This is a genomic window from Eggerthella sp. AM16-19 (genome assembly GCF_003474385.1).
Lineage (GTDB): Bacteria > Actinomycetota > Coriobacteriia > Coriobacteriales > Eggerthellaceae > Senegalimassilia.
This window is the reverse complement of the sequence record NZ_QUCY01000001.1, coordinates 51,350-64,127: the sequence shown is the minus strand read 5'-3', so window position 1 is coordinate 64,127 and position 12,778 is coordinate 51,350. Positions and strand designations below refer to the sequence as shown.

The 12,778-nt window shown below is 61.3% G+C and carries 13 protein-coding genes; 3 read left to right on the top strand and 10 right to left on the bottom strand.

All coding sequences use genetic code 11. From position 1 onward, the window contains the following. Positions 1-67 precede the first annotated feature (67 nt). A complete protein-coding gene (locus tag DW178_RS00375) occupies positions 68-739 on the bottom strand; it encodes a zinc metallopeptidase (protein ID WP_118349185.1) in 672 nt (223 codons plus the stop codon). A 211-nt stretch (positions 740-950) separates the two neighbouring features. Beyond that, positions 951-2,105 (bottom strand): ribonuclease D, encoded by a 1,155-nt coding sequence (rnd, locus tag DW178_RS00370; protein WP_118349184.1) that lies wholly within the window; start codon positions 2,103-2,105, stop codon positions 951-953. A 68-nt stretch (positions 2,106-2,173) separates the two neighbouring features. Between rnd and DW178_RS00365 the strand changes: the two genes are divergently transcribed. Beyond that, positions 2,174-3,085 carry a diacylglycerol/lipid kinase family protein gene (locus DW178_RS00365; protein WP_118349183.1) on the top strand — a complete coding sequence of 304 codons (912 nt, stop codon included), beginning with the start codon at positions 2,174-2,176 and terminating at the stop codon, positions 3,083-3,085. A gap of 159 nt (positions 3,086-3,244) precedes the next feature. On the opposite strand, the gene DW178_RS00360 is transcribed toward DW178_RS00365, so the two are convergent. Then, positions 3,245-4,114: a TerC family protein gene (locus DW178_RS00360; protein ID WP_118349182.1), complete on the bottom strand. Its 870-nt coding sequence runs from the start codon at positions 4,112-4,114 to the stop codon at positions 3,245-3,247. Positions 4,115-4,431: 317 nt separating this feature from the next. Here DW178_RS00360 and DW178_RS00355 point away from each other — a divergent pair, with 317 nt between their 5' ends. Both DW178_RS00355 and DW178_RS00350 read left to right on the top strand, forming a co-directional pair. Then, complete coding sequence (locus DW178_RS00355) at positions 4,432-5,199, top strand: teichoic acid transporter (RefSeq protein WP_118349181.1); 768 nt, start codon at positions 4,432-4,434, stop codon at positions 5,197-5,199. A 10-nt stretch (positions 5,200-5,209) separates the two neighbouring features. Further along, the gene (locus DW178_RS00350) at positions 5,210-5,557 is read left to right on the top strand and encodes a nitrous oxide-stimulated promoter family protein (protein ID WP_118349180.1); all 348 of its coding nucleotides are present in this window, start codon (positions 5,210-5,212) and stop codon (positions 5,555-5,557) included. 90 nt (positions 5,558-5,647) lie between these two features. On the opposite strand, the gene DW178_RS00345 is transcribed toward DW178_RS00350, so the two are convergent. The 7 genes from DW178_RS00345 to rplS form a co-directional block, all read right to left on the bottom strand. Then, a complete protein-coding gene (locus DW178_RS00345) occupies positions 5,648-6,619 on the bottom strand; it encodes a tyrosine recombinase (protein WP_118349179.1) in 972 nt (323 codons plus the stop codon). Then, positions 6,609-7,997, bottom strand: a complete 1,389-nt coding sequence (gene trmFO, locus DW178_RS00340) for a methylenetetrahydrofolate--tRNA-(uracil(54)-C(5))-methyltransferase (FADH(2)-oxidizing) TrmFO (protein WP_118349178.1) — start codon at positions 7,995-7,997, stop codon at positions 6,609-6,611. Before trmFO ends, DW178_RS00345 begins: the two co-directional genes overlap by 11 nt. A 29-nt stretch (positions 7,998-8,026) precedes the next feature. After that, the gene (dprA, locus tag DW178_RS00335; protein ID WP_118349309.1) at positions 8,027-8,956 is read right to left on the bottom strand and encodes a DNA-processing protein DprA; all 930 of its coding nucleotides are present in this window, start codon (positions 8,954-8,956) and stop codon (positions 8,027-8,029) included. 44 nt (positions 8,957-9,000) lie between these two features. Further along, positions 9,001-10,491, bottom strand: coding sequence for a YifB family Mg chelatase-like AAA ATPase (locus DW178_RS00330; protein ID WP_118349177.1), 1,491 nt, complete (start codon positions 10,489-10,491; stop codon positions 9,001-9,003). Continuing rightward, a complete protein-coding gene (locus DW178_RS00325) occupies positions 10,488-11,045 on the bottom strand; it encodes a YraN family protein (RefSeq protein WP_286168402.1) in 558 nt (185 codons plus the stop codon). The genes DW178_RS00330 and DW178_RS00325 overlap by 4 nt, the downstream gene beginning before the upstream one ends. Before the next feature lie 160 nt (positions 11,046-11,205). Next, on the bottom strand, positions 11,206-11,985 hold the full coding sequence (gene rnhB / locus DW178_RS00320) for a ribonuclease HII (RefSeq protein WP_118349176.1): 780 nt from the start codon (positions 11,983-11,985) through the stop codon (positions 11,206-11,208). Between the two features lie 399 nt (positions 11,986-12,384). After that, positions 12,385-12,732, bottom strand: a complete 348-nt coding sequence (gene rplS / locus DW178_RS00315; protein WP_042433961.1) for a 50S ribosomal protein L19 — start codon at positions 12,730-12,732, stop codon at positions 12,385-12,387. Positions 12,733-12,778: the final 46 nt, after the last annotated feature.

Here is a 12,778-nt window from a genome sequence, read left to right as displayed (position 1 = left end):
CGAGTTAGCAAAAACGCCGCGGGGTTTGCCCGCGGCGCTGTTATATGATCGATCGTAGGCCACGTTGCTACTCGTCACGAGACTGCAGCAGCCACAGCAGCTGCAGGATGGACGTCAAAGCGGCGGCAACGTAGGTGAGCGCGCAAGCGCGCAGCACGGAATACGCCCCACCCTGCTCGGCCTGCGAGATGCCCTGGGTCTTGAGATACGCAAGGCCGCGACGCGATGCATCGAACTCGACGGGCAGCGTGACCAGCTGGAACAGCACCACCACGGCGTACATGATGATGGCAAGCGTGGTAAGGCCCGACAGCTGCATGAAGATGCCGAACATCAGCAGGAACACCCAGGCGTTGGACGCGAAGTTCACCGCCGGCACCAATGCGCCGCGGATTTTCATGGGAGCATACCCCTGCGCGAACTGGATGGCGTGGCCGGCCTCGTGGCATGCCGTGGCGATGGCGGTGATGGAGGTTCCGCCGAACGCATCAGGGTCCAAGGTAATGGAGTTGCTGCGAGGGTCGAAATGGTCCTGCTGCGGGCCGCCGCGATACACCTGCACGCCATGCACGCCGTTTGCGGCAAGCATCATCTCCGCCATCTGCGCGCCAGTGACGCGCGTGGACGCGGGAACGTGCAGGTATTTGTTGATCTGGCGGTTCACGTACCACGACGCGCCCATGCCAATGACCATGGTGACGACGATCAGGCTCAAATAGCTCATGCTCATGTGGGTGATGCAACTCCTATCGAATGCGTACGGCGCATGCCCTGCGCCCCGGGGCGCAGCCGCAAGGCGGCGCGCTCGGTTAAACGAACCAAAAGTATACCGAAGCGAAACCCCTTGCCCGCAGCTTCACGAATGTTCCCGCGAAACGTTCGCAATCCGTTACCGGAAACGCATCGCATTCGCCGCGTTCAAGTTGCCGCGCAACGCGGCGACGCGTTAGCTACTCTTCGCCATCCAGGCGCGTGACGCGCAAATCATGGCCGTTCAAGGACAGCACGAGCTTGCCCTCGAGCAGCTCGATGAGCTCCTCGCCCACGAGCGCCCGGCGCCAGCCGCGCAGAAGGTCAATGCCCTGACGATATCCGCGAGCCATGCGCACCAGGTCATCGTGGCTTGCCAGCGTGGGGAACGCCACGCCGTTCTCCTTGGCGCGCAGGCGCACAAGCGCGCTCATAAGGTCGAGCGGCGCATCCACGTTGGGCTCGTTGCGCCCGCTGCGGTCGAGTTCCGGCCAGCTTTGCGGACCGGATTCCAACGCCTTCTTCATAAGACCGGCAACCGTTCGAGCATCGCGGGTGTTGAGCTTCTCGCGCATGCCGCGCACCATGAACAGCTCGTCGATGGTACGGGCCTCGCGCTTGCACGCCTCCACGATCTGCTCGTCGGTGATGACCCACTTACGCGGCACGTTGCGCTTCTGCGCCGTGACCTCGCGCCATGCAGCCACCTCGCGGGCCGCCGCAAGCTGCTTTCGCGAAAGCTGGCCGACGCGCTTGAGCCTGCGGTAGCGTTCGCGTTCATCGGATTCGAAACGCGCAGGATCGCACATCTCGGCGAACTCGGGATCGAGCCAATGAAGGCGCCCTTGGCGCTCCAATTCCTGCTTCATATGCTCGTACATGCGGGGAAGATAGATGACGTCATCGGCGGCATAGCGCAGCTGGGATTCCGACAGGGGGCGACGCGACCAGTCGGTGAAGGAATCGACCTTCTTAAGCGCCACGCCGCACTCGGCGCCGACCAAGGCCCCATAGCCGATCTGCTGCGTGTGCCCCAAAAGCGCCGCCGCAACCTGCGTGTCGAACAGCGGCTGGGGCAGCACGCCCACCTCGTGCCATAAGATCTCGAGGTCCTGCCCGCCGGAGTGCAGCACCTTCATGACGCCGGCATCCTCGAGAAGCGGGGCCAGCACATGCAGGTCTTCTATGCAAAACGGGTCGACCACCGCCACCTCGTCGTCGGTGGCGAATTGGATCAAGCACAGGCGCGCATAATAGGTCTTCTCGCGTAAAAACTCGGTGTCGATGGCAAGGATGCTTGAGCGGCGTGCTCGCTCGACGAACGCCTCCAGTGCTTCTTGATCTTCGATATACACCCGGTAATTCCTCACGTTCATATCGTTGTGCTTTATGATGTAAGAATACCGCAACGGAAGGGAAAACCGTGAAACTGCTTGTCATCAACAACCTGGCATCGGGATACGGCGAAGGAGCCATCTACGATTTCATGCGCAGCTTCGCCGCCGACGGCGACGACATCTGCATGCGCTGCACCAACGGCACCACCCCGATAAGCACGCTGCTCGACGATGCGAAGGACTTCGACGCCGTGATCGCGGCGGGCGGCGACGGCACTGTGGCCACGGTGTGCTACCTGCTTGCCAACACCGGCATACCCGTGCTGCCCTTCCCCGCCGGCACGGCCAACCTGCTGGCCCTCAACCTTGCAAGCCCGCTCGAGCCTCATGCGCTCGCCAAGATGGTGCGCACCGGGCAGACCCTTGATTTCGACATGGGCGAGATCTGCGTGGACGGCAAGCGCTTCGGGTTCTCCATCATGGCCGGAGCGGGTTACGACGCCGTCATCATGCGCGGGGCCCAGCGCGGCAAGCGCCTGTTCGGCCCCATGGCCTACCTCCAGTCGGCGGTGGCCAACGCCATGCCGCAGCAGTCGAAGTTCACGCTCACCTTGGACGGCCGTCAGGTGCAAAGCGAAGGCCTCGGGGTGTTGCTGGTGAACTTCAGCAAAATCCAGTTCGATATCACGGTCACGCACGACAACAAGCCGCGAGACGGCGAGTTCGACGTGGTGGTGCTGAAAGCAAAGACCGCATTCGACCTGATACCGGCCGCCATCGCAGGCCTTTTGGATCGAGACGGCGAATTCCCCGACCGCACGGATGCGCTCGAGCTCTTCCGCGCCAAGGAGGTCACGATCGAAGCCGACCCGGCCATGGAAGTCCAATACGACGGCGAGGCCACCGGCCTTTCCACGCCGTTTTCCGCGCGGATCCTGCCCAGGGCCGCGCGCCTGTTCATCTCCGATGAAGGCTACTCGCAGTTCAAGAAACAGTAGCGCCGCAAGACGGATGAGGCCCTGCAGGTTCGATCCTGCAGGGCCTCATCCTTTCGGGCTTACCACCCGAAACCGCCACGCGGACGCTATCCCGCGAAAGAGCCCGTCGCCCGCACACGGCGGTCGACGGGCGTTCAAGCTTGCTTTGACGCTATCAGGCTAGCTGTTCAGTGCCTCGCCCTTGCGAGGCTCGCCTTCGAGCTCCTCGTTCTTGCCGTGCTCGCTTTCCAGATCCTCGCTCTTACGCTCTTCCTTCCATTTCGCCAGATTCGAGTTATAGCGCATTTGAATCAGCTCCAGCACCACCGCGAACACCATGGCGCAGTACACCATGAGCTTCTCCATGTGCATGTCGAGCACCTCGATACCGGAATTGATGCCCAGGGAATCGAAGAACAGCAGCATACCGATGACCGTGATGAACACCAAGGCCAAGATCTTCATCTCCGTATGCCTGTTGATGAAATCGGCGATGGCGTCGATGAACACCATCATGATGACGATGGCGAAGATGACCGCCATGACCATGATGATCAGATGCTCGGCCAAGCCCACCGCGGTGATGACCGAATCGATGGAAAACACCAGGTCCATAACCATAATGGTGGCGATAGCCTGACCCAGGCCGATGCGATGCAGCTCCTTATGCTCCTCGGAGTGCGCGGCCTTCTCCTCGGTCAAGGCCAGCACATCGCGAAGCTCGTCGATGCCCTTGTAAATCAGGTATGCGCCGCCCGCCAGCAACACCAGATCGCGTACGTTGAACGCATGCTGGAAAAAGCCCAGGTCCAAAGTGAACAGCGGTTTGGTCATATGCACCAGATAGCTGGCGAAGCACAGGAAGATGCAGCGCGATATCATAGCGCCCAGCAAACCGAGCTTGCGACCGATGTGCTGGTGCTCGGGCGCCAAGCGGTTGGTGGTGATGGAGATGAACACGATGTTGTCCACGCCCAGCACCACCTCCAAAAACATCAGCGTCAGCAAGCTGATCCAAGCTTCGGGTGTGGCGAAGATGGAAAAGTCCATAAACATTGCTCCTTTACGTCGTTTCGTCCGATCCAAAGCACGCCATTGCGCACGGCGCGCGGTTTACCCCATCTCCTCGGATGAGCAGCGCAACAAAAAAAGACTCATGGCGCAACGCTTTGAAAACGTTGCGCCATGAGTCTTGCAATTTCAGGTACGCCAGACCGTTGCCGGCCACGATGTTGAACGCACCGCAGGTATGTCCTGCCAGCTACTCCCCCATGGGCATTCCGTAGGCTACCATGAGCGCCCCCTCGGGGCAATGCTATACTTACCCACGCACACAAACCGACTAAAAAACCGACAGGCAGGTACCCATGTCGTTATTCCATCGCCATACCGATTATTCCATCGAACAGGGCAATATCCGCTACATGGACGGCTCAAGCCTGCTGCGCCCTATGGACATGCCGCGCAGCCAGCAGATCGTCATGGCGGTTTTCGTCGTCATCGCCGTGATCATCGGCGTTCGCCTAGCGGCCGGGGCCATCACCACGGTGAACGATTCAAACGCCCAAAGCCAAGCAAGCGTCGAGGAGAACCTCTCGCGTACCGTCAGCTACAACCTCCCCGTGCTCACGCAGATGGCGGATATGGACGACCAGGCCATTCTGGATTCGCTTGCCGCTGCCGGCTACACCGTATATAACCAAACCGCCGAAGGCACCGCCGGGCTTGACCTGGTCAAGCTTCCCGATGACGTTACCGTGGCCGATGCCGCGGCCATGTACGCAAAGGGCGTTGGCAGCCTTTCGGCGTCTCAGGCGGCCTTGCTGCTCAACGGCAGCTGGACGCTAACCGTCGACCGCTCCGATACCTTGACCATGGCGGTGAAGTACGCCGACTTCTCGTCGAGCACGCTCGAGGCCGCAATCCAAGCTGCCATCGCCGCCGAAGGATTCGAGTCCTCTGGCACGTCCATGGACACCGACGAGGTGGGCAACACCTTCCAAACCGGCACCGTCGATATCGATGACGTCACCTACACTTGGCGCGTGTCCGCGGCCCCGTTGTCAGACAAATACGACATCAAAGGCCTGCCGAGCACCGCAGCATACGTAGGCATCCGCTTGACGGCGATGTAAGGCGGCTTACATGCAGCAAGACACCCCACAAGTCGCGAAACGCCGGGCTCGCGAGGAGAAGACCATCTCGCAAATGGTGGCGCTGTACTGCGCTGGCAACCATGAGCCTGCCAGCAGGACTGAAACCGCCATATGCGGCGAAGCAGTGTGCCCGGAATGCGCCAAGCTTGACGAATACGCGGCGTTGCGCACGCGCCGATGCCGCAAAATGCACGTGAAGACCAGCTGCGACGCCTGTGAGAACCACTGCTACAAGCCGGAAATGCGCGAGCGCATCCGCCAGGTCATGCGATACAGCGGTCCGCGCATGATAACGAAGCACCCCGTTGCCGCGATCAGGCATCTGCTAGGGAGATAACTGAAAACGCCACGCGATCGCGTGGCGTTTTCCTAATCCGCACCCCTAAGATCGAATACTTGCGCGAAGCAAATCGCCCGAACCGCATATTTACCCCCTGGGATGCGCCCGATGATGCTCGGCGCCCAAACGCTCAGGAGTGGTATGCGTGTAAATCTGCGTGGTGGATAGGCTTGCGTGACCGAGCATCTCCTGAACGCTGCGCAAATCAGCGCCGCCGCTCAGCACGTCGGTGGCGAAGGTGTGACGCAGATCGTGCGGCGTGATGGTGGACGGAAGCCCCGCTGCGGCAAGCGCCTGTTTGAACATCTTGCGCATCGCATCGGTACCCATTTGATTGCCACGCGTTGAAACGAAGAAGTATGGACATTCCTTATCCTTGACAAGCAGGGGCCGCGCGAACAGCAGATACGTGTGCATGCTCGAAAGCGCAAGATCGTGCAAAGGCACGATGCGCTCCTTAGCCCCCTTGCCGAGCACACGGCATTGGCCCTGATCGAAATCAACCGCGGAAAGCAATAATCCCGAAGCCTCCGATATGCGCGCCCCGCACGCATACAGAAACTCGAGCAACGCCTGATTGCGCATCTCGGAAGGCGTGCGCTCATCGCGCCCTTGGGAATCAAGCCGTTTGCCGTATACGCCTAGCAGCGCGGCAACGTCTTGCGGGCGAAGATGATGCGGCAGGCGCTGCGGCTGCTTGGGGCCGGAAAGCGCGCTGGCGGGGTCCTCCGACACGATCCCGTTGACGTTGAGCCACTGGAAGAAGGTTCGCACGGCGGACAGCCTGCGATTCACCGTGGCGCGCGAGTACTGCGCCTGTTCAAGCTGGCTTAAATAGCGGCGAAGCTGCCGGTGGGCAGGATGCAACCCGTCGACGCGCGTGCGCTTTGCCCATCGGGCATAATCGAGCAAGTCGATGCGATACGCGCGCACGGTGTTCTCGGAGGGATTGCGCTCGGTACGCCACGAGCCGATGAAGCGCTCGATAGCCGAGAACAGGCGCGCATCCACATCCTTGGGCGCCTTATCGTCGCAAGCGGCTTCGGCCTTAGGCGCCATGCTCGGCAGCTTCCCCGGCACAGCCCAAAAGCCCGCAAGCGCGCAGCTCGTCGCAATAGTGCTCAAGAGCCTGCGACCCGCGCTCAGCATAGGCCGCATAGCGCTGCCCCTTGTTGCGGATTCGCTGCTCAAGCGGCTCCATGATGCCGAAGTTCACGTGCATGGGCTGATAATCGATGGTGCCGGGACCGGTAGCGTATGCCAGCAATGCGCCGAACGCTGTTTCCGCCGGCAGCTGCGGAGCCTTCACGCCGCCGAGCAACGCGGCGACATGCAGCGCCGCATGAAGCCCGGAACGGATCGCCTCGCAATAACCCTCGGTTCCCGCCAGCTGACCCGCCACGAACACGGGCACATCGACGCCACCGGTGCTGCGAAGCCTAAGCTCGGGCGTCAACAGCTTTGGGGCGTTGATGAACGTGTTGCGATGCATGACGCCATAACGCGCGAACTCGGCTTGCTCCAAACCCGGGATCATACGGAACACGCGCTTTTGCTCGGGGAACGTCAAGTTGGTCTGGAAACCCACTAGGTTATAGCTTTCCCCATGCGCATCCTCGGCGCGCAGCTGCAAGGCCGCCCACGGGCGCCTGCCCGTGGCTGGATCGGTCAGGCCGACGGGCTTGAGCGTGCCGAAGCGGGGCGCATCGACGCCCTTGCGGGCGATTTCCTCGATCGGCTGACAAGCCTGGAACAGGTCGCGCGTCTCGAATTCGCGGCGGATCACGCGATCGGCGCCAACCAGCTGTTCAATGAACGCCTCGTATTCCTCGCGCGAGAACGGCGCGTTCAGGTAGTCGCCCACCTGCCCACCCGCATCCTCGTAGCGGCTTTGACGGAACAGCTTGCTCATATCCAGCGAATCGGCCATGACGATGGGAGCCGCCGCATCATAGAACGCCATATGATCGGACCCCGTGATCTGGACAAGGGATTCAGCCAGCGCATCCGAGGTCAACGGACCGGACGCTAGGATGACGGCATCGGCGCCCTCACACGCCTGCTGCACCGAACGCACCTCCGCATGCTCCAAGGAAATGCACGGGTACTCCTGGATGCGCAGCGTGATCTGACGGGCGAACGCCTCGCGATCGACCGCAAGGGCGCCGCCTGCCGCCACGGCGTTGTCAAGGGCGGCAGCGTGCACCTGCGAGCCAAGCGCGGCAAGCTCGGCTTTCAGCATGCCCGCCGCGCTTTCCGGCTTCGTGCTCTTCAAGCTGTTCGAGCAGACCAGCTCGGCGCACAAGCCGGTTTTATGCACGGGCGTGCCCTTTTCGGGGCGCATTTCCACAAGGCGGACCGAGAACCCTCGGTCCGCTAGCTGCAAGGCCGCCTCGCTTCCTGCAAGACCGGCCCCGATGATTGAGATTCGTTTCATAGTTTCCATAGGCCATAGCATACCAGACGCTAGGCCCGTGGCCCCCAACGCCCATCAGGATAACGCGCGAACGAACCTGCTTGCTCGCCTACCGCCAACCGCTCCATCAGCCAGGCGCGCGCATCCCGCTTGCCACAGTGCTCGCTGGCCAGTTCGAAGAGCTGCTCCATACCTAACGGCTCCGCTTGCAGCGCAGCCGTAATCGGGTCCGCAGCCGCGCGGCTTGCGCTGCGGGCGCCCCTCGAGCCGACCGACCCTGCTGGACTCCCTTTCCCGCTCAGCTCATCAGCATCTTGCATCTTCAGGCAGCCGAACACGCTGAACAGCACATCGGAAAACGATTCATCGTCGACTACGGGAAACGCCCCCTGCACGAGCAAACGATTCGCCCCCTTCGAGGAAGCCGAGTTGATGGCGCCGGGCACCACTAGCACGTCACGACCTGCCGCAAGCGCCTCATCGGCGGTGGAGAAGGTACCCGACGGCAAACCGGCCTCCACGATCAGCGTCGCCCGCGCCAAACCCGCGATAAGCCGGTTTCGCGTGCGGAACTGCTGAGGCAAGGCCGGCGCGTCCCAAGCGTGTTCGGATACCACCGCCCCGCCGGAAAGCGCTATTCGCTCGAACAGGCCCGCATGCTCTCGGGGGTACGGAACGTCGCAACCGCCGCCCAAAAAAGCCACCGTGGGCGCGCCTTCGGAAAGCGCAGCCTCGTGCGCGGCGGCGTCGCAGCCCCGTGCGCCGCCAGATATCACCGTGATACCCCGCTGCGCCGCAAACCGCGCGAAGCGCTTCGCCGCTCCGATGCCGTAAGGCGTGGCCTTGCGCGCGCCGACCACGGCAAGACCTTCCGTAAGCGCCTCAGGGTCGCCCAGCACGTACAGCCGCTTCGGCGGTCGCGGGACGACGCGCAAAGCAGCGGGAAACCGTGGGTCGTCGGGCAACAGCACCGTCCTCATCCCCGCCAACCGCACACCCTTCCCATCAGATCTCCCTGCCGCCATCATGCACCCTCTTCGCGCAACCGGAATCCCACCGCTTCGCATAAGTGGTCTCGGCCCACCTTAGGCACCTGCTCCATATCGGCGATGGTTCTCGCCAGCGCCAACGTGCGCATGATGGCGCGCCCGCTCATCGATCCGGATGCGGCTAGCTTCTCCAGAAAGTCGCGATCGGCTTCGCTCATCGCACACGACTCGACCAACACCTCGGCCTGACGCGCGCGCTCATCAAAACCCGTGGTGCTGCGTCGCCACGATGCGTATTCTCGAGCCGCAAGCACACCTTCGCGAAGCTTCGCCGACGAGGTCCCGTGCCCTGTGGACAGCACCTGTCCCGGCGGGATGCGTGCGACATCGATATGCACGTCGATGCGGTCCATGAGCGGCCCGCCCACACGTCCCTGATATTGATGCACCTGGCGCTGCGAGCAGGTGCACGTGCGCTCGGAGTCGCCGAAAAAGCCGCAGGGGCACGGGTTGGCGGCCGCCACCAGCATGAAGCGCGCAGGGAAGCGGACGCTTCCATCGGCTCGCGTGACCACCACTTCGCCGGCCTCCATGGGCTGCCGAATGCCCTGCAACACCGAAGGGGCGAATTCAGGCAGCTCGTCCAAAAACAGCACCCCGTTATGCGCTAGCGAGATGGCACCTGGTCGCGGAGGCGATCCCCCGCCCACCAAACCCGCCAGAGTAGCGCAATGATGAGGCGCATGAAACGGCCTGATGCCCGCCAGCAGCGGCGCGGCATCCCGACCGGCAACGGAATGGATGACCGCCGCCTCAAGCGCCTCTGAACGCGACAAAGGGGCTAATATCGAGGGCAGACGCGACGCCAGCATGGTCTTGCCGGAACCCGGAGGACCCATCATCAGCAGACCATGGCCTCCTGCCGCCGCTATCTGAAATGCGCGCTTGGCCATGTCATGACCCGCGATGTCGCGAAAATCAAGTTCCTGGGGCTTTTCGGGCGCCAACGCGCCCCCAAGTTCGGCGAACTCTCCACGACGCAGCTGCCCAAGCGACTCAATGACGCGCCGCCTTATGCCCTCTATGCGCCCCGCGCCGTCCTCAGCCGCGCTGACAAGCGCAAGGTCCTGCCGCTGGGCGCACAAGGCATAGGCAAGCAAGCCGGCAATCGGCCGCACCGCCCCTTCCAACGAGAGTTCCCCGGCAAACAGCACGCCATCGAGCACGGCAGGGTTCACTTGGCCCGTTGCGCACAGCAGGCCCACTGCTATGGGAAGGTCGAAGCCGGAACCGGTTTTGCGCAGCGCGCTCGGTGCAAGGTTCACCACCACTTTGCTGCTCGGCATGCTGAAACCGCAGGCTCGCAACGCAGCCCGCACGCGCTCCCGCGATTCCTGCACCGAAGCATCGGCCATCCCGACCACCGAAAAGCCCGGCATCCCATTGCTCACGCACACTTCGACCTCAACGGGAACCGCCTGCACGCCGCGCAACGTTGCGGCGTGCACAACGCACGACGCGCTCATAGCGACTCGGCCCCGAAGGCGTTGATGTAATGACGGATGGTGGCGTGCGCGTTGTCGGTGACGACCAACGACATGACATCGAAACGAACCTGCAGGTCCTCCACGTCGTATCTGCCTGCGAAAAGCTCGGCGATCTTAAGATACTTCCCACGCTTTTTGCTGTCGACGGCTTCGCTGGGAAAGCCTTTCTCAGTACTCGATCGCGTCTTCACCTCGGCGAACACCAAGATGTCATCATCACGCGCGATGATATCCGCCTCGCCAGCCTGGCACGTCCAGTTCCGCGCGATGATCTCATAACCGCGCGACACCAGGTAACGCGCCGCGACATCCTCCCCTAAACGGCCCAGGCGCTTGTTATGCATATTGGGTTGGTTGGCAGCGCCTTTACCGTCTTTAGAAGACTGCAGTGGGGGTTCATCCTTGTTTGCGGACATGGGCCCAATGGTTTCGCCGTTGTTCGCAACAGGTTCTTCGCCCTTGTTTGTTGCAAATTGCCCAGCATGCTCGATGTCCTGTTCGCTGCGCTTCTCGTCATGGCGTGATTCGGCCATAGCGTGCTCCTTTCCTCGCTATGACCCACCTTAACGACGCCATCTTGCACAACCCTTGTGCGAACCTTGCAGATAACGCCACGCAAGCTTGCAGAGCCGCATCGAATCACGCCAAATCAGGCGATAGGCACGCAATTCCTAGGCACTGCGCAGACACCGATCAAAACAAGCTTTCCTGCATGAACGCATGGCAAAAGGAAGCCCGGTGAATCGGACAAAGCCCATAGTCCTTGATAGCCTGGATATGCGCGGCGCTGGCATATCCTTTGTTAGACGAGAAATCATACTCGGGGTACTGCCGGGCATACTCGCACATAAGCGCATCTCGCTCGACCTTCGCCACAATGGACGCCGCAGCGATGGATGCGCATTTCCCGTCGCCTTTCACCACGTTCACCTCTCGCGGGTCCATATGCAATGGATTGCCATCGAGCAGCACCGTGTCGGGCTTCACGCCCGCTGACTCCACTTCCGCAAGGGCAGCCCGAAACGCATGCAACAACGAAGCCGTCATCCCATTGGCGTCGATATCCTCGGGTGAAACGTATTGGACGGTCCAGGCAAGCGCAATCTCCTTAATGCGACCAGCAATGACCTCGCGCGATTCCGGTTTCACCTGCTTGGAATCATTGAGACCTGGGATATGCGGCCGATCCGGCAGCACCACTGCGCCCACTGCCAACGGACCCGCCAACGGACCGCGCCCAACCTCATCAAGGCCGACCACCAAGCCCCCATGGGCGATATCGTTTTGGAAGACATACATCCCTTCCAGGCGCGCAGCTTCCTGAGCCTCGACGGCAAGTCGCCTTCGAGCCGATTCGACCGCCGCACGAACCCCCTTGCGTGTATCCGCAACCAACGAACGCTCAAGAACAGCAAACTCAGCAGCATCGGCAGCTTGTAGCTTCGATTTGATTTCTGCAACCGTTGGACCCATGGTTTCCCCTCCTGCATGGCGTACAGTACCGTATGGCCGCGAATACCCCTGGTTTGGAAGCAGCCTATCTCGAAATCACGTCTGGAATCGCACGATTCGCATTCACCGCAAGCCACACGAAAAAGCTGGCCCTACCGCACTCGGCGTTAGGATTTGCACGATCTACATTCAACGCAAGCCTAAACAACTTCGTAGACGATAGCCTCTCGAAGCCATCTGACTTCGCTCGAGCCACCGCAGCCGCCACACAAAAATGGAACGATAATCTCTCGGACCTTTTCGTTCCAGCCGATAGAGCCAAATCCGATAGCAAGTAAATGTAGACGTGTTCCGAATCAAAAAGAACCCCTCCTCCATTCGGATGAGGGGTTCTTGAAGTCGCATATGCCGAATATCGGCTTAGCGGAAGGACTTCTCCTTGATCTTGGCGGCCTTGCCCACCTTGTCGCGGAGGTAGTACAGCTTGGCGCGACGGACATCGCCCTTACGGGTGACCTCGATCTTGTCGATCTTCGGGGAATGCACCGGGAAGGTACGCTCAACGCCGATGGAGAAGCTGATCTTACGGACGGTGAACGTCTCGCGAACGCCATGACCGTGACGACGGATCACGTCGCCCTGGAACACCTGGATACGCTCACGGTTACCCTCGGTGATGCGGTAGTGAACCTTGACGTTGTCGCCAACGTGGAATTCGGGGAGATCGGACTTGATCTGCTGCTGCTCGATTGCGCGAATGATATCCATTGCCTGTTCCTTCTTATATGTTCAGTAAAACCTTTACTTGTCACAA

Coding starts and splice junctions, on each gene's coding strand:
- dprA (WP_118349309.1), bottom strand. CDS start 8,956: ATGAGGACGGTGCTGTTGCCCGACGACCCACGGTTTCCCGCTGCTTTG.
- DW178_RS00345 (WP_118349179.1), bottom strand. CDS start 6,619: ATGGCGCCTAAGGCCGAAGCCGCTTGCGACGATAAGGCGCCCAAGGAT.
- rnhB (WP_118349176.1), bottom strand. CDS start 11,985: ATGGGTCCAACGGTTGCAGAAATCAAATCGAAGCTACAAGCTGCCGAT.
- DW178_RS00360 (WP_118349182.1), bottom strand. CDS start 4,114: ATGGACTTTTCCATCTTCGCCACACCCGAAGCTTGGATCAGCTTGCTG.
- DW178_RS00325 (WP_286168402.1), bottom strand. CDS start 11,045: ATGGCCGAATCACGCCATGACGAGAAGCGCAGCGAACAGGACATCGAG.
- rplS (WP_042433961.1), bottom strand. CDS start 12,732: ATGGATATCATTCGCGCAATCGAGCAGCAGCAGATCAAGTCCGATCTC.
- DW178_RS00330 (WP_118349177.1), bottom strand. CDS start 10,491: ATGAGCGCGTCGTGCGTTGTGCACGCCGCAACGTTGCGCGGCGTGCAG.
- DW178_RS00350 (WP_118349180.1), top strand. CDS start 5,210: ATGCAGCAAGACACCCCACAAGTCGCGAAACGCCGGGCTCGCGAGGAG.
- trmFO (WP_118349178.1), bottom strand. CDS start 7,997: ATGAAACGAATCTCAATCATCGGGGCCGGTCTTGCAGGAAGCGAGGCG.
- DW178_RS00355 (WP_118349181.1), top strand. CDS start 4,432: ATGTCGTTATTCCATCGCCATACCGATTATTCCATCGAACAGGGCAAT.